Here is a 17,084-nt window from a genome sequence, read left to right as displayed (position 1 = left end):
GAGAATTTATTCCCCGGCTTCTTTCTTTAATAATGTTTTTATGTTAAACCTTTCTTACACCCTCTTCAGCACCACTTTTAAAGATGTTAGCGCGGTAACCAACTTTTTCCAGGTAATATTTATCCAGTTCCTCAGCAAATTGATCGTATTTATTGGCCTTTACCAATGCAATTGCGCAACCTCCAAAACCGGCTCCGGTCATGCGGGCGCCTAATACATTAGGGTTTTTCTTGCAATAATCTACAACGGTATCGAGTTCCACGCCGGTAACCTCATATAGGTTCTTTAATGAATCATGCGAACCGTACATAAGCTTTCCGAAGGTTTCAAGATCATTATTTGCCATGGCTTTAACTGATTCCTGAACGCGTTCATTTTCGCTAACAACGTGTTTTGCACGCTTAGCAACAGTGAAATTCTTAATTAAATCGAGGTTGGTTTCGAGCATTGCTGAGTTTAGATCACATAAATGCTCAATCTTCAGCTCTTTTTGTAATTCGGCCAATGCAGTTCTGCATTCAGTGAAGCGTTCGTTGTACTTCGAGTCAGCCAGTTTGCGAGGTTTATTCGTGTTGATAATAGCCAACAAGTAATCGCCGAGCTTAAACGGAACAGCAGTATATTCAACTGTATCACAATTCAATTCAAGAGCTTTATCTTTTTCTCCAAAGGCCACAGCAAACTGGTCCATTATGCCACAATTCACACCAATAAATTCATTCTCGGCGCGTTTCGCAATTTTAACCAGATCAAGTTTGTTAGTTCCCAGATTGAAGATCTGGTCAATGGCAAAGGCAGTAAGCACTTCAATTGAAGCAGATGATGAAAGCCCTGAGCCGGTAGGTAAATTTCCGTAGAATAACAGATCCAAACCTTGCAATTCATTGTTCTCCAAAAAAAAGTTAATCACGCCCAGCGGGTAGTTAAACCAATCTTTTCCTTGTTTTGTATAACCTTTTGCTAAAATAATATCAGCTTTTTCGCTAAAGTTTAAGCTTCTGAATCGGAACAATCCATCATTGTTCTTTCTAACTAAAAGATGAGTTCCCAGAGAAATGGCGCAAGGCAATACTTTGCCACCATTGTAGTCGATGTGCTCACCGATAAGATTTACTCTTCCTGGGCAGAAAAAATGGTATTCAGCGGTGCTTCCGTAAACTTTTTCGAATTCGAGATTGAGATTATTTTCCATTAATTTTTTATTAGTTAGCTTAGGTTGCGAATCTAAAGTAGAAATTTTTTTCAAAATAAAGCATCATGCAAATTACACGCGAAGACAACGGGAAGGCTAATAACGGACAAAAATTAGAGTGTATAACACTTGAAAACGATCATAAAACAAAGTTAAAAGTTACTAACTATGGCGCCATTATCATGTCGATAGTGGTTAATGATAAAAATCAACATCCGGTGGATGTAGTGCTAGGCTTTGATAAAGTGGAAGATTATTTCACTGATTCTTACCTGAAAAATGATTATCCGTATTTTGGAGCAGTAATAGGACGATACGCCAACCGAATAAAAGATGGCAAGTTTACGTTGCAGGGTAAAGATTATCAGCTGGCACAAACACTTGGCAATGATTGTCTGCATGGGGGAGTGGAAGGGTTCGATAAAAAGGTGTGGGAAATAGTTGAAGTTAAGCATGAACCCTACCCGTCGGTTACTATGAAATACGTGAGTCCTGATGGCGAAGAGAACTTTCCAGGGAATTTAACGGTTCTGCTTACTTTCTCGCTAAATAATGATAATGAGGTTGGTCTTGAATATGAAACCACTACCGATAAAACAACCATTTTCAATCTTACCCATCACGAGTACTTCAATTTAAACGATGGTGAAGGAATTGTTGACGATTATTTACTCAACATAAATGCGAGTAGTTATTTAGCGCAGGATGAAAACTTGGTAACTAATGGCAATTTGGTTCAAACTGCGGGTACTGTGCACGACTTTAAAATGGAGAAACCAATTGGCCGTGATATGGACAAGAAACTCGGTTATGACCAAAGCTTTGTGATTCAAAAACCAGAAAGGGAATACGGATTTGCTGCCGGAGCGAAATCGCTCAAATCGGGTATTGGTATAGAAATACTTACCACCGATCCAATTGTGCACTTATATACCGCCACCTTCGTTCCTAAAATGACGGGGAAAAACCATCGCCAATATGGGCCCTATTCGGCATTTTGTCTCGAAACTCAGTATCATCCCAATGCGATAAATATTACTTCTTTCCCTTGCACCGTTATAAATCCCGGTGAAAAGAAGTATAGCAAAACCGTTTATAAGTTCAGAGTTGAAAAGTAAGTTTATTGAGTGAATATCAAATTTTGTCAGCATGGGCGAAGTTAAAGGCATATTGCCACAAGCGCTTCGATTTCGCTCAGCCCGACAATTCAATAATTAAATAACAAATGTCGGTTTTTCCAGTATCCAGTTCCAATCTTTCTGCTCCACACCTTAGCCTTTTTTTACAAGAAAAATATGGGTTGAGCATGAATACTCAATGTCGAATCATTAAAGCAGGGATTAATCATACTTATCGGGTTACTGATCAATCAACTCAGTACGCTTTCAGGGTGTACAGCCTGAACTGGAGAACAATTAAAGAGATTGAAGAAGAAATCAGCTTGTTGAATCTGCTTAAAGAGGAAGGGGTGTCTGTTTCTTATCCAATTGCTGATAAGGATTCGAATTTTATTCAAACCTTAAATGCACCGGAAGGCCCCCGCTTGGGAGTGTTGTTTTCTTATGCAAACGGACAAAAGATCCATAGTTATTCCAAAGAAATTCACTTTCAGGCCGGCCAGCTCATGGCCAACGTTCATCGTCTTACAGTAAATAAAAAGCTCGAACGGGTAAATTATTCACCCGCAGTTCTGTTGGAAGAATCATTAAAAAAGTTGGGAGAGTTTTTATCAGCTGATTCGCAAGAAATGGCTTTTATGAAGTCGTTACAGCATTATTTATTGACATCCTTGTCATCAGCAAATCACAATGATCTGCGACAGGGAATTGTACATCTTGATATCTGGTTCGACAACTTCAATATCAACGCTGAAAATGAAATTACCCTTTTCGACTTTGACTTTTGTGGCAATGGTTGGCTGGCTTTGGACTTGGCTTACTACATTATGCAGCTGCATAATATGGAGCGCTATGAGGAGAAAAATTATCAGCCCAAAATAGAAAGCTTTTTAAAGGGTTACGAATCAATTGTAAAAACTAGCGAAGAGGAACGGCGACTTCTTCCAATGCTGGGTTTATGTGTGTATTTTTTCTATTTGGGAGTTCAATGCCAACGGTACGATAACTGGTCCAATTCATTCTTAAGTGAAGATTATTTAAAGCGATTTATTAACGGATTGATAAAACGCTACGCTGGTATTTATAACCTGGCAGAAGCATAAACTAAAAAATCACCTCAACATTTACTTCTAAATGTTTTCCATATTTTGTTGCTTCCACTTGAATCAGCTCTTTTTGCTGCATGGTTAACACAGAAAATGGATTAAGCTCGACAATTACTTTATCCTTTTTTAGAGCACGTTTCCAGGTTCCAATTACACCTCCGTTAAATAAAATGAGCGGATTAAAAATGCCATTAACGGTAGCTACTTTAGGCATAAAGCTTTTTTCGATTACCAGCTCACGGTTTCGATAACCTAAAAAATACTGATCGAATGCAGCGACCAGGAACAATGAGTTTTTGTTATTTTCAATTGCTGGTAAATCGGGTTGAAACCAATAGGTTTCAGTATTAATGACTTGACTTGCTAATAAAGGCTTTACTATTTCTAATCCTTTTTTAGCATCAGTAAGGTTTAATCCGCTCCACCATACAAAGTCGGCTAATGTTGCCGGACCATGGCTAAAGAAATAGCGTTTTGCAAGTTCAGCTAAGCATTCTTCTTTTGTTAAACTAGTTTGATCTTGTAATAAAGGGCTTAATAATCGATAAGTGAACTGCTTTTCATTCATTGCCCCATGACAAATGATCTTCTGAAATGACGCCCAATACAAAATATGGATACCTCTTAAGCTTTTGGTAGAAATGTGGTTCTTTTCCAATTCGGCAAATAGATCTTTGCGACTAACCTGAATTCCATCAGTCATTAAATGTTCCATGATCTTTTCCGCCTTGGCAAGAACGGTGTCTGTAAGCTCTAATGATTTGAAATGGCTTTTACTTCTCGAAAGCGCGCCCGGTTTAAGCAAGTCGATCATCCATCCAATATCTTTAGTAGTTACCAGGTGAAGAGTACCCCTTAATGCCCAGGTTCTAACGATTGTTCCTTTGTTTACTGTTTCTTCAATTTGGGAATTGGTACAATCCTTCCATCTTGTAGACAAAGCCCACTTAGCTGCCGGATAATCTTGTGCCTGTAAAGCTCCCATCCATTCCACGGTTTCTTCAATCGTATTAAAAGGCTTACGGGTTAAAAGCTGATTATGTAATCGGTAGTTGATGAGTGAGTCGAGAGTCATTAGGCTAATTTTTTTAATACCCGATTAATATGATCTTTCAAATGTTGATTGAGCGATTGCGGCGATACGACCGTTGCCCGATCGGCAAAGGTGGAAAACCAACGGGTAAATATCTCCAATTGCGAAGTCAGAAAACTCATTTCTATCGAATCTTCAAGTTCAACCTCATTTAAAAAACCATAATAATATTTTACATCGCTTAAATAACGGGCGGTCTGTTTATCAACCGTAATAATTACCTTCTCAAGATTCTCTTCACGGGTGAATTGTTCAAAATAGGCTTTAAGTGTGGGATGGGAAGAATTAAACAACTCATCGGTAATTGTTATTTTCAGCATCCTGTCCGCTCTAAAATCGCGATAATCAGTTCTTAATTGGCAATAGGCAATGGTATGCCAGTACCCGCTTGAATAGAAAATGCCAACAGGTTCAATTTTTCGGCTGGTTTTTTCGGTTGTGGCAAAGGCCCTGTATTCGAGTTGAATCACTTTTTTCTCGGAAATACTCTTTAAAAGAGTTTGCAGCGTATTGCCAAGTGATGACGAATGAAAAGGAGAGTACTTGCGCAATACTTCAATATGGTCTTCCATGTTTTCGAGCATATCCTTTTCGGTAGATTTCAGTACTGAGCGGATCTTGAACATGGCCGATTTGTAAACCGAATCAGTTGAACTATCTGTAAATTTTTCGATCAGCTTCTCCGCAGTTAAAAAAGCGGTGGCTTCTTCCTTGGTGAACATTACCGGAGGTAATCGGTAACCATCAACAATGCTATAACCCACACCAGCTTCACCAATTATTGGAACGCCGGCTTCTTCAAGGGTTTTAACATCGCGGTAAACTGTCCGCAAGCTAATACCAAAGCGGTCGGCAATATCCTGAGCTTTTACAATTTTTCGCGACTGAAGTTGAATAAGGATGGCAGAGATACGATCGATTCGGTTCATAAAGCTAATTTATAAAGAAGCTTTGCTGTCAGGTTGAGAAATGATGATTTCCGATTCTGTTTTTTTGATGTATTCCGAAGGCGTTATTCCTTGCGACTTTTTAAATGCCATATTAAAAGTGGCTTTTGAATTAAAGCCACAATTCAGGGCAATTCCCAATATAGAGAACTGATTGTTGGCTTTCAATTCAATTTGTTTTTTGAATTCATCAATTCGATATTCATTTATTAACTCAAAAAAATTCTTTCCAAACTCGGCATTAATCGTTTGTGAAAGTTGGTGACGTTTTACACGCAGCGTTTCACATAAATCATTAATTGTCAAGTTCGAATTCAGATAAGGCTGTTGCTCTTTCATATAATGGATTAACGTTTCAGCAAGCAGCTTCTGGTCTGATTCTTCAAACCCGCTTTTTTGGTATTTTACTGTAGTTTCTGAAGCCTGAGCGATAATCGGTATTTCAGGTGCAGTACTTACTGTTTCGAGTTCCCTAAGTTCTTCGGTAGTTAATAAGGTAGGGTCTTGTAATAGTCTAAACCCGATCCAATATATTAAAGCTACTGCCAATAAAAAATGATAGGGATAGATCTCTGGAACATGCTTAACCTCATATTTCTTCAGGTAAAAAGTTGAAATAGACAAGAAAATGATGCTTAGCATAGCCACAAGGAACTGCTTCAGCCATTGTAAATTCACCCTTCCCGGATCAGAATAAAAACCAATAAGCGCTTGCTTGTTCCTGTAAAATATAACCAATGCAGTTAGTAGAAAGCTTACATGCATTAAATTGGTAAACTGGTTGATGAACCCAAAATCATCTTGCAGTACGCCTGATACATTTGACAGGTAGGCAATCTTTTCTGCTGCTGATTTTAAGTAATAGGGCAGCAGTACACATAAGTAAACCAAAAAGGGTAGTAACAGCAACAAGTGTTTTTTGCTAAACCTGAAGTTTATACTCACAATACTTTGCGTAATAACAATGATCATGGGCCCATACAAAACAGGCAGTAACCAGGTTAATTTGCTTAAATGGGGGGCTTTTAAAAAGTTATTATCGAGTTCAATAACAATTAACGAAAGATGGACCACTACTAGCAGGATGAAAAACGCCAGCAAACGGTTGGGTAAATGATTGGTTTCTTTTTTTAGTAGCAGAATAATAAGAATTAAGCCCTGGATGATACCGGCAATTAAAACACCTGCGGCTAGTACGTTCATAGATCCTAAAATACAAGAAAAAAGGTATTAACTTGTCGGTAAAGACGACAACACCGGCTTAAACAACCAATTTTGATGAAAATTTACGAACATGAAGTGGATACGATTAATCTTTCTGATACAACTGGGTTGGGTTAGTATCAGCAATGCACAAACTGCCGACACCAGTTTAGGCACCTCGACTTTGCGCGAAGAATTGAAAATGATAATGACTACCCTAAAGGAAACTCATCCGGGGATGAATGTGTTTGGCCAGCAAAAGGAATTCGTTAGTAACTATCATAAGGTCGACTCTCTGCTATCATTAAAAGATCAAATCAGCAATATTCAATATTACCGTTTGGTGAACGAATGGTTGGTTAATCTTCAGGATGGACATTTTAAGTTTCTTCCTCAGCATAAGAATTATCCATTCTATTTTAATGATACAAATGTTCTTCCCTTAATTGTAAGATTCGATGACAAGGGGCAGCTAATTGTTGCCAATATGGAGAATGCCCGGTACCGGGGGATGATCCTCTCGTGTATTAATGGACAAAAAGCCGAACATTTTATTCCACAGCTTTTAAAAAATATGATTGTTGACGGAAGAAGTGAAGCGGGAGCCTATAGTCAGCTGGAACAATATTTTAGTGCCTGGTATTCCGATTATATCGATAACCCTAATAGTTTTACTGTTGAGTTGACTGATGCCGAGAGTGGAGTGGTTCACCTGGCAAACCTTACAGGAATTAATTATGATAAATGGAAAGAACTGGATAAAAAGGTTGGTTTTTTATCTACTCAACAGGCTCACACAATTATTCATGATTCAATAGCCGTTTTGCGTATCCCAGGGTTTAGTTCTGATAAAAAAGAGATGAGAAAGTTCTTTGAATCAGCATTCACTGATTTTAAAGAACTTAAAATTAAGCATCTTTTAATTGATGTTCGCGGAAATGAGGGTGGCTATGATCGTTTAGGTAAGGACCTGTATAGCTACATTGCACTAGCCGACTTTGAATACTATAAACACATTGAAATCGCATTCAAAAAGTCATCGGAGTTTACATATAAACAGCACGTGTGGGTGCCAAAGTACTTATCGCTTTTAAAAATGTTTATAAAACCAAATGATAAGGGTACATACTATTTCACTAAGCATAATAATTTCGGTACCCACAAGCCACAAAAGAATGGTTTTAAAGGCAATGTTTGGTTTTTACAGGATGGACTAAGTTTTTCGGCAACCACCGAAATGCTTAGCAGGGCTAAAGGTGATAAGCGAGGACAATTTGCAGGAACCGAAACCGGAGGAAGTTATAAATATGATTGCAGCGGAACATTTGTGTTTCTTAACCTGCCTACCAGTAAATTCACAATTGGCATACCCATAGGCGAGTATCAAATGGCTGTGCCCGATGATGATAATCCGATGGGTAGGGGGATAATGCCCGACTTGAAAGTTCTACCAACTGTAAATGATATTATTGAAAATAAGGATGTAGTGCTCGAAAAGGTCTTAAAGCAAATAGAAAGCAAAAGTTTAAAAGTTGTTGACAGCAGATAGCTTTGGGGGATTTTCAGGTTATTACCAGCAAATAAAAGCCAGCGGTCCGTTGTCGCTGGCTTAAGAGGGGGCTATAATTAATACAGCCGGAAAACTAAACTATGTTGTATTGTATTGTGTCAACAAACTTGCAAATGCTAAATGAAGAAATGGTGAAGAATTGAAAAACCAGTGGTAAATAGTTAAGCGTTATAATTCTTAAAATAACTAATTGCTATAACCAATAACTGTTTCCTCGATTTTATAAAACAGTTTTTTGTTCTTAAATTATAGGTTAAACCACTAGCCTATACTATCATGAAAAAGCTCTCTTTAAGTATTATCTTTTTTTTCATAGTTGTTTCAAATAGCTTTGCTCAAATTGAATACAATCGTTTTAGCGTTGAAGGATTCGGTGGAGTTACGATGGCGTTTACGGACGCACTTAACGATAACATTAGCCATGTATTTGGTGGCGCCTTTCATTATAATACTTCCCCATTCAGTTATTTTGCGTTTGATATTCAGTCGGGGCAATTACAGGGGGGAATGGAAGGTAATCTTCGGAAATTCACCAATAAGTATTCTTCGTTTGCAGTAACATATAATTTAGGTTTAGGCGACCTGCTTAACGTGACCGGCAATAGAATTCGCCAAAAGGTGAATGATATTTATTTTGGAGCTGGTGTAAGTTTAATTAGAAATAATGTTAAAGAGGTAACGCCGTATGAGTATTCGGGTGATGGAGGAACTTTTACTGAGGGGATTAAATTCAAAGGTTCTGAATTCGTGTTTCCTTTGCAAATAGGGGCCAATATTAAATATCGAACCAAAACAGAAAAAACACCTTTTGCATTCAATCTCCAATACCAGTTTAACCTGTCATTCAGCGATTTGCTCGATGGCTATGAAGGAGCCCCCGGCAACAAAAAGAATGACCTTTATAGCACCATTTGGATTGGTGTAAAGTATTTCTTTGGACCAACCGCCATCTATTATCGAACTCCGCGATAATGATTGAGTCGGCTTAATATAAATTTATCTTTTTGAAAATCTTCAAGTAAAAGACCAAACCTACTTTTGCCTTTGTGCTAACTAAAACTCTGTGTAGTTTTACCCTCTTTATTTCGTTTGAATAAACGCACGAAGCAGCCTTTTATGACTGATCAAACCTTTGCACAGCAACTTGTTTTTACTTTAAATCGTCACCCTCAGTTTGGCTTTTTAGTTGAACCTTATCTTGTTCAACTCGAAACGGATGGAAGCTATGGGTATAGTTACCGTGGAATTACATCCAAAAACCTTCAACAATTTTTTGCCGCAGCTGATGCAGCAGATTTAGAATTGGTTGTATTGTCGGAGGCGATGAACCCTGCGGAAGTGTTCAAAAAGTTTAAGGATAAGGACGCAAAGAATTTGCAGCAGTTCATTGCCAAATATTATGAAACGGGCAAGACCAACAAAACACTCGATCCTGTTCGTACGCACATTCGCCAGCATCTCGATCGTTTGCGACTAAAGTTTCTGGAGCTGGCTGCCCAAAAAGCCATATGCCTGCTTACTAAAGAGGGGCCGCCAATGTGGCCAAAGCTGATTTTTTCAGCCAATAATGCAGAAATTAACTATTCGTTTAAGCGTAGTGAAGAAGGGCTTTCGTATTCGTTAAATGTTATCAGTTGTCAAAAAACGCTTGATTTAAGTGCGGCTCAAACATATTTATTTAACCTGGAGCCAACGGTTTTGCTTCATCAAAATACATTCTATTATTTTGATCAAAATGTTGATGGTAAAAAGCTTCAGCCATTTTTAAGTAAATCGTCTATTTCAATTCCTAAGGAAAAAGAGAAAGAATATTTCGAACAGTTTGTGATGAAAGTGATCAGTGCAGGTGATATTGAATCTGAAGGCTTTGAGGTGATCTATTCTTCAACAGTTCCTGAAGTACTACTGCAGTTGACCGAAGAAACAAGCCAGGTTCAGCAAAACTTATTTGAACAAAGTGCTGCTGCAACTGAAGACTCTAAAATGGTTTTTGAGCTGTATTTTAATTACGAGCGTTTTCAGTTTAGAGCCGGCTTAGGTGGCAATACCGTGAAACTGGATTACAATGAAACTCTGCCGGTATTTTATAAGGTAAAGAGAAACGAGTTTTTTGAAAGGGAGTTGATCAATTGGTTTTCAACCCGTGGACTAATTTTGGGCGCTCAAAAACTGGCACTTTCAAAAGATAAAGCATTTGATTGGATCGATAAGTATAATGCTGAATTGCTCGAACGAAACATTCGTTTGCAACAACCGCAGAACATGAAGGCTGGTGCTAAAAAGTATTTTCTGGGCGAATCGGTTATCAATTTATCAATCAATGAAAGTCGTGATTGGTTTGAAGTAAAAGCCCTGGTTCGTTTTGGTGAATACGAGATAGCATTTAGAAAAATATATAACCTGATTGTAAGCGGTAAAACTGAATTCGCATTACCAAATGGTGAAATCGCTGTTATCCCCGAAAAATGGATTGAGCATTATTCAGGTTTAATGAACTTTATGCAGGAAGATGAGCAGGAGCGGATTATTCTTCAGAAACATCATTATGCACTAGTAAAAGAGATGCAGCATAATGAATTGCTTCAAGCTGATTTGAATGAGCGTTTGGAGAAATTGCTCGATCTTACTCAAATTGATGATTACCCAATGCCACAACAGTTTAAAGGCGAGCTGCGACCTTATCAAAAGGCTGGTTATAATTGGATGCGTTTTTTAAATGAGTATGGTTTAGGAGGCTGTTTGGCTGATGATATGGGCTTGGGTAAAACGGTTCAAACTTTGGCTTTACTTCAAAGCGTAAAGGAAAATTCAGACCAGCATGTGTCGTTATTGGTATTGCCAAAATCATTGATTTATAACTGGCATTTGGAAGCTTATAAGTTTGCCCCTGAGCTAAAGATCTTATTGCATGCCGGTAACGAACGTTCTAAAACCAACAAGCGATTTGCTTCTTATGACCTTGTGATCACCTCTTATCCGATACTTTTGCGTGACATCGAGCTGTTCGAGTCGTTTTACTTTAATTACATTGTTTTAGATGAGGCTCAAGCCATAAAAAATCCTTCATCGGCAGTAACAAAATCGGTAAGTTCTTTAAAATCAAAACATAAGCTGGTGTTAAGCGGTACGCCAGTGGAGAACTCAACGATGGATTTATGGTCCCAGATGAACTTTATAAACCCTGGTTTGCTGGGTTCTCAGACTTTTTTCAAGCAAAATTTCCTTCAGGCAATTGAGAAACGTGGTGATGAACAAAAAGCGCGGAAGTTACAAGGCATGATCAGTCCGTTTATTCTACGCCGATTGAAAACGCAGGTGGCCACTGAGCTTCCGGAGAAAACGATCAATGTTCATTATGTGGAGATGAGCGAAGAGCAGCAAAATGCTTACGAGAAAATTAAAGCCGATTGCCGGAAAATGGTGTTCGACAGCATTGACGAAGTGGGCTTTGACAAATCGAAATTCATGTTGTTAAAAGGGTTGATGAAATTGAGGCAAATGGCCAACCATCCACTCTTGGCCGATTCTTCATACGAAGGCGATTCGGGTAAGTTGGAAGAAGTAAAAGAAATGCTGTTGAATGTAACCAGTGAAGGTAACAAAGTGCTGGTGTTTAGTTCTTTTGTTCAGCATTTGCAACTGGTCAAAGAATTCCTGATAAAGGAAAAAATTGCGTTTTCATATCTCGATGGCCAAACAAACGACCGTCAGTACCAGGTCGACCGTTTCCAAAACGATGATTCGGTAAAGGTATTCCTTATTTCATTAAAAGCCGGAGGAACCGGGTTGAACCTAACAAAAGCAGGTTATGTATTCTTGCTTGACCCTTGGTGGAACCCAGCTGCCGAAGCGCAGGCAATTGACCGCGCTCACCGTATCGGACAGAAAAATCAGGTGATGGTTTATAAGTTCATTACCCGCGATACAGTTGAAGAAAAGATTCTGGATTTGCAGCAAAGCAAAACCCAGCTTTCAGATTCGTTGATAGTTGCCGAGGATCAATTTATAAAACAATTGGACGCAACCATTGTAAAGGATTTATTGTTGTAGTTTTTAAACCCGATTAGTGTGAATGGTCAAGTCTTTTTTTAAAATCTCCAGCCTGATTGTAGTATTAGGCATGATGGCTTGTAGCAGTCCTCGGCTCGATTTGGCTGGGATGCCAACATGGGGTCAGCTTAAAGGCAATACGGAGTTTAAGTTTGATTGCAAAACCAAAATAGAAAACAGCCATTTAACGGAAATATCAGGAGTGGTGAACGGATATGCTAATCCCGGGTTTTTATACGTTCAGGAAGACAGTTTTAGTCCGAATAGGGTTTACATTCTTGATACTATCGGCCATTATTATGGCTCTTTAAATATTAGGGGTTGTCGTAATTTCGATTGGGAAGATCTGGCCATTGGTCCGGGGCCGGAAAATGGCAAAAACTATATTTATGTTGCTGATATTGGGGATAACCTTAATGTGAGAAATAAAGTACTTGTGTTTCGATTTGAAGAACCAGATTTGACAAAGGTTGATTTCCCGGTTCAGATGCAGATAAAAAAAGCGGCAAGATTACGACTGAAATATCCGAAAGGCCGGTTTAATGCCGAAACCATTCTATTAGACCCTATTTCCAAAGATGTTTTTGTGATCACTAAAGGTGAGCAGGCTGGTGTTTTTAAGGCTGAATATCCTCAAAATCCGAAAAGGGCTTCTAAACTAAAATACCTGGGAGCCTTACCAATTCAAATGGCAGCCGGAGGCAGTATTTCAGCCAATGGAACCGAGATCGCTATTAAGAACTATACCCATATTTATTATTGGAAACGACAGTTGAATGAACCGATTGATCAGGCATTAAAACGAACTCCTGACCTACTTCCTTATACCGTAGAGCCCCAAGGCGAAGCCATAAGTTTTACTAAAGATGGTCGTGGCTACTATACAATAAGCGAGGTGCAAAAAAAATCGGGATTAGGCCCGATGCTGTATTTTTATAAAAGGAAATGATCCTTTAATCTTCTTCAAAAATCTCAATTACACGCCCAATTTGCCCGTCTTCTAATCGCACTTTAATTCCGCGATGGTGAAATGGCGCCTTTGTTAACAGGTCCTTAACAAAGCCTCGGGTTCTTTCTCCACTTCGCTGGTCCTTCTTTAAAATAATATCTACTTCCAATCCCGGATAAATATCGCTTCTGGTTTTGCCGTCCATTTTTAAATCAATTTAAGGTCAAAGATAGCTATTCTGTCTTAAGCGCAACCTTTCAATGATTTCAAACTAAAATTTATCTGGTCTTATGGATTTTAAATGCAGCCTGCATCTTAATAGAAAATTGATTCACTATGAAAGCACGTATCAATCTTCTTCTGCTGGTTTTGTTAGTTGTTATGAATGCCTGCAGCCAGCCAAAAGTTATTCAGGGTCGGATAAAGGCCGCTGATTCAGGAGCGCCGTTAAAAAATGCGGAGATCGTTTTAAAAGGAACCAAGATCAAGTCACATAGCAACTCACGAGGCGTTTTCAATATTCATTTAACTGATTCGAACAATGTGCTGATCATTTCTGCTAAAGGATACGAATCCAAAGAAATAAAACTCAACGACTCCGATCCTTTCCAGGTAATGTTGGTTCCCAAAGGGCAGGTGATGTACGATGTTAATATGCCGGTTAAGGAGGAAAAACTCCTGGAAGAAGATAAAACAATGATACGGGCATCGGAGGATATAGTAGTGCCACAAATGAATGAATCATTTGCTATGGCTCCGGCAGCATCTTTTAATACCGAGGATTATTCGGCTTTAAAAGAAAACGGATTTAAGCAAGTGTCAAAAGCACCGCTTTCAACTTTCTCAACTGATGTTGATCGGGCCTCTTATACAAATGTTCGTCGTTTTATAAACATGGGGCAAATGCCGCCTATTGATGCTGTTAGAGTCGAAGAAATGATTAATTATTTCGATTATGATTATGCTCAGCCCACCGGTAATGAGCCGGTTGTTATACATACCGAAGTAGCCGTTTGTCCTTGGAATAACCTCCATAAACTGGCCCGCATAGGCGTTCAGGCAAAACGCTTGGAGACTAAAAATCTGCCTGCATCTAACATTGTATTTCTGATTGATGTTTCTGGATCGATGGAAGATCCGAATAAACTTCCATTGGTGAAATCAGCTTTCAAACTTTTAACGGATCAGCTTCGTGCAAATGATAAAGTAGCAATTGTGGTGTATGCAGGAGCTGCCGGGGTTGTACTGCCTTCTACAAAGGGCGACGAGAAAACGACTATAAAAGATGCACTCAATCAATTGGAAGCAGGCGGTTCAACAGCGGGAGGAGAAGGTATTGAACTCGCTTATAAAATCGCTACCCAAAACTTTATAACCAATGGTAACAACCGAGTAATTATAGCTACCGACGGCGATTTTAATGTAGGGGCATCAAGCGATGGTGAGTTGCAGCGATTAATTGAAGAGAAAAGAAAACGCGGAGTGTTCCTTTCGGTTTTAGGCTTTGGAATGGGTAACTATAAAGACAATAAACTTGAACTTTTAGCTGATAAGGGAAATGGTAACTATGCCTATATCGATAATTTTTCTGAAGCCAAACGGGTATTTGTTAATGAGTTCGGCGGAACCCTATTTACACTGGCTAAAGATGTAAAGCTTCAGGTAGAATTTAATCCTGCTACTGTTCAATCCTATCGTTTGGTGGGTTATGAGAACAGGTTATTAAATGATGAAGATTTTAATGATGATAAAGTAGATGCCGGAGAAATAGGCAGCGGACAAACCGTTACTGCTCTATATGAAATTATTCCGGTTGGCGTTAAGAGTCCGTTTTTGCCTGCTTCCATTGATCCATTAAAATATCAAAACGAGCGTTCTTCTGGCCCGGTGAATACCAATGAATTGATGACGGTTAAATTGAGATATAAAGAACCTGTAGATAGCAGCAGTAAGCTGATTAGCGTAGTGGCAAATAATGCGAATCCAAGTATTGAAACAGCTAGTGCAAGTTTCCGTTTTGCAGCGGCTGTAGCAGAGTTTGGAATGTTGCTTCGCAATTCGGTTTACAAAAATCAATCAAATTATGAGCAAGTGGTCGCTCTTGCTTCAACCTCGCTTCAAAACGATCCTGAGGGATATAAACATGAGTTTGTAAAACTGGTTAAAACGGCAAAAGCCTTAAGTCAAGCCAGCGATAAAAATGTAGTTGGAAGCATTTTAGACCTTCCATAACTCCAATTATTAGATAATAACTGCAGCATGAAAATAAAAACTATGGTAAAACAGCTTGGTGCTCATCCGCCTCCCTTAGGGGTTGTACAGCATTACCTATCTGCTTGTTTGCCGGGCCAAACAAAACGATGAGAATTTATAGAGCTTGTTCAAAACCCCGGGTTAATCGCCCGGGGTTTGGTGTTCTATTATTTCCAGCCTCCGCCCAATGAACGATAAAGCTCAACAATAAGGCTTAATCGTTGGCGCTGAATGTCAGCAAGATTTAACTCTCCTTGTAAAGCAGATCCTTGTGCTATTAACACCTCCAGGTAATTAGCCATTCCACTATTGAACAAAAGCTTTGAGTTTTTTATGGCTAGCTTCAATGTTTCCACCCGTGTTTTCTCAAGGGTTTCCTGTTCCTTGATCTTGTCAATTCCAACCAATGCATCTGAAACTTCTCCAACTGCAAACAGTACTGATCGCCTAAAGTCCAGCGCCGATTGATCTCGTTCTATTTTAGAAATTTCGTATTGTGTTCGTAATTGTTTTCTTAAAAAGATAGGCTGAGTGAGTCCTCCCGCTGCGGTAGCAAACAATGAACCTGGGATATTGAACCAATTGCTGGCCTGAAAAGTATTTAACCCACCTGAAGCAGAAATAGTTAATGACGGGTACATTTCAGCTTTGGTTACTCCCACACGGGCATTTGCCGCAACTAACGCTAATTCACTTGATTTAACATCAGGCCGGTTACTCAATAAGTTTGCCGGCACACCAGAGTTATATTGGTCAGGCAAATCAATTAAGAAAATGCTTTGTCTGCGTTGAATTACTTTAGGCATTTCACCAGTTAATATGCTAAGTGCATTCTCTTGTACAGCAATACTTTCTTCGAGTTGAGGAATGAGTAAGGCAGAGTTTAAGCGTTGTGCTTCGGTTTGCTGAATGGCGAGAGATGTTACTTGCCCGGCATCGTATTGTAAACGAACGATAGTAAGGGTGCTGTCATTTAAAGCAACATTGTTTTTAGCAATTCGAAGTTGTTCGTCAAACATCAGCAAGTTAAAATAACCTTGAGCAACGCTGGCAACTACCTGCGTTTGAACAGCCTTTGCCGCTTCTTCAGTTTGCAGGTAATTAGCTAAGGCTGCTTCTTTTTGTGATCGAATTTTTCCCCAGATATCGGCTTCCCACGAAAGGTTCAATGCTGCCTGATAATCTTTTACATATTTAGAACCTAAGAACTGCCCTGCACTTATTCCACTTAAACTGTTATCCGAAGGACGATTTATAGATGCTCCAATTTGAGCCGATAGCTCAGGAATATTACCAAGCTTTGCCTGACTTAAAATCCGTTGAGCGCTTTCTATATTTTTAATAGCTATTTGAAGACTGATGTTATTGTGAACGGCGCTATCGATTAATGTGATCAGCTCCTGGTCTTTAAATAATGATCGCCACTCTAGTGTCCCTATTGATGAGGCGGTATCTGCTAATGCTGTTGTATGTTCCCTGAATTGTTCGGGCATGTGTTGTTCAGGACGAGCGTATTTCTCACTAATTCTGCAGGAACTTACTGCTACTGTAAAAGTGAGAAAAACACTGAGCTGAACTTTATATTTAAAGTTTGTCATAGTTG

General features: G+C 39.0%; 13 protein-coding genes. 7 read left to right on the top strand and 6 right to left on the bottom strand.

Features of this window, described 5'->3' with window-relative positions:
* Positions 1–43 precede the first annotated feature (43 nt).
* Positions 44–1,192: a galactokinase gene (locus C3K47_RS08225; RefSeq protein WP_103788819.1), complete on the bottom strand. Its 1,149-nt coding sequence runs from the start codon at positions 1,190–1,192 to the stop codon at positions 44–46.
* Positions 1,193–1,257: 65 nt separating this feature from the next.
* On the opposite strand from C3K47_RS08225, the gene C3K47_RS08220 reads away from it, so the two are divergent.
* Together C3K47_RS08220 and C3K47_RS08215 are read left to right on the top strand one after the other, a co-directional pair.
* Positions 1,258–2,310, top strand: coding sequence for an aldose epimerase family protein (locus tag C3K47_RS08220; RefSeq protein ID WP_103788643.1), 1,053 nt, complete (start codon positions 1,258–1,260; stop codon positions 2,308–2,310).
* Between the two features lie 188 nt (positions 2,311–2,498).
* Positions 2,499–3,413, top strand: coding sequence for a phosphotransferase (locus C3K47_RS08215; RefSeq protein ID WP_207765260.1), 915 nt, complete (start codon positions 2,499–2,501; stop codon positions 3,411–3,413).
* A 1-nt stretch (position 3,414) separates the two neighbouring features.
* Here the strand turns inward: C3K47_RS08215 and C3K47_RS08210 are convergent, their stop codons facing one another.
* Genes C3K47_RS08210 through C3K47_RS08200 form a run of 3 tightly spaced genes read right to left on the bottom strand, consistent with a single transcriptional unit; the run spans position 3,415 to position 6,659 of the window.
* The gene (locus tag C3K47_RS08210; RefSeq protein WP_103788641.1) at positions 3,415–4,491 is read right to left on the bottom strand and encodes a winged helix DNA-binding domain-containing protein; all 1,077 of its coding nucleotides are present in this window, start codon (positions 4,489–4,491) and stop codon (positions 3,415–3,417) included.
* Positions 4,491–5,438, bottom strand: a complete 948-nt coding sequence (locus C3K47_RS08205) for a helix-turn-helix transcriptional regulator (protein ID WP_103788640.1) — start codon at positions 5,436–5,438, stop codon at positions 4,491–4,493. The genes C3K47_RS08210 and C3K47_RS08205 overlap by 1 nt, the downstream gene beginning before the upstream one ends.
* 9 nt (positions 5,439–5,447) lie before the next feature.
* Entirely contained in the window at positions 5,448–6,659 is a 1,212-nt protein-coding gene (locus C3K47_RS08200) for a helix-turn-helix domain-containing protein (RefSeq protein WP_103788639.1), read from the bottom strand.
* Positions 6,660–6,750: 91 nt separating this feature from the next.
* Here C3K47_RS08200 and C3K47_RS08195 point away from each other — a divergent pair, with 91 nt between their 5' ends.
* From C3K47_RS08195 to C3K47_RS08180, 4 genes are all read left to right on the top strand, one after another.
* Positions 6,751–8,208, top strand: coding sequence for a S41 family peptidase (locus tag C3K47_RS08195; protein WP_103788638.1), 1,458 nt, complete (start codon positions 6,751–6,753; stop codon positions 8,206–8,208).
* Positions 8,209–8,505: 297 nt separating this feature from the next.
* Positions 8,506–9,201 carry a hypothetical protein gene (locus C3K47_RS08190; RefSeq protein ID WP_103788637.1) on the top strand — a complete coding sequence of 232 codons (696 nt, stop codon included), beginning with the start codon at positions 8,506–8,508 and terminating at the stop codon, positions 9,199–9,201.
* A gap of 144 nt (positions 9,202–9,345) precedes the next feature.
* Positions 9,346–12,279 carry a DEAD/DEAH box helicase gene (locus C3K47_RS08185; protein ID WP_103788636.1) on the top strand — a complete coding sequence of 978 codons (2,934 nt, stop codon included), beginning with the start codon at positions 9,346–9,348 and terminating at the stop codon, positions 12,277–12,279.
* 22 nt (positions 12,280–12,301) lie between these two features.
* Positions 12,302–13,228: a hypothetical protein gene (locus C3K47_RS08180; protein WP_103788635.1), complete on the top strand. Its 927-nt coding sequence runs from the start codon at positions 12,302–12,304 to the stop codon at positions 13,226–13,228.
* Between the two features lie 4 nt (positions 13,229–13,232).
* Here the strand turns inward: C3K47_RS08180 and C3K47_RS08175 are convergent, their stop codons facing one another.
* Positions 13,233–13,433: a YwbE family protein gene (locus C3K47_RS08175; protein WP_103788634.1), complete on the bottom strand. Its 201-nt coding sequence runs from the start codon at positions 13,431–13,433 to the stop codon at positions 13,233–13,235.
* Positions 13,434–13,564: 131 nt separating this feature from the next.
* Between C3K47_RS08175 and C3K47_RS08170 the strand changes: the two genes are divergently transcribed.
* Complete coding sequence (locus C3K47_RS08170; protein WP_103788633.1) at positions 13,565–15,460, top strand: YfbK domain-containing protein; 1,896 nt, start codon at positions 13,565–13,567, stop codon at positions 15,458–15,460.
* A 188-nt stretch (positions 15,461–15,648) separates the two neighbouring features.
* On the opposite strand, the gene C3K47_RS08165 is transcribed toward C3K47_RS08170, so the two are convergent.
* A complete protein-coding gene (locus C3K47_RS08165; protein ID WP_103788632.1) occupies positions 15,649–17,079 on the bottom strand; it encodes an efflux transporter outer membrane subunit in 1,431 nt (476 codons plus the stop codon).
* Positions 17,080–17,084 lie beyond the last annotated feature (5 nt).

This window comes from Solitalea longa (assembly GCF_002920915.1).
In the GTDB taxonomy this organism is placed as follows: domain Bacteria; phylum Bacteroidota; class Bacteroidia; order Sphingobacteriales; family Sphingobacteriaceae; genus Solitalea; species Solitalea longa.
The sequence above is the reverse complement of the archived record's forward strand: the minus strand, read 5'-3'. Positions and strand labels throughout refer to the sequence as shown.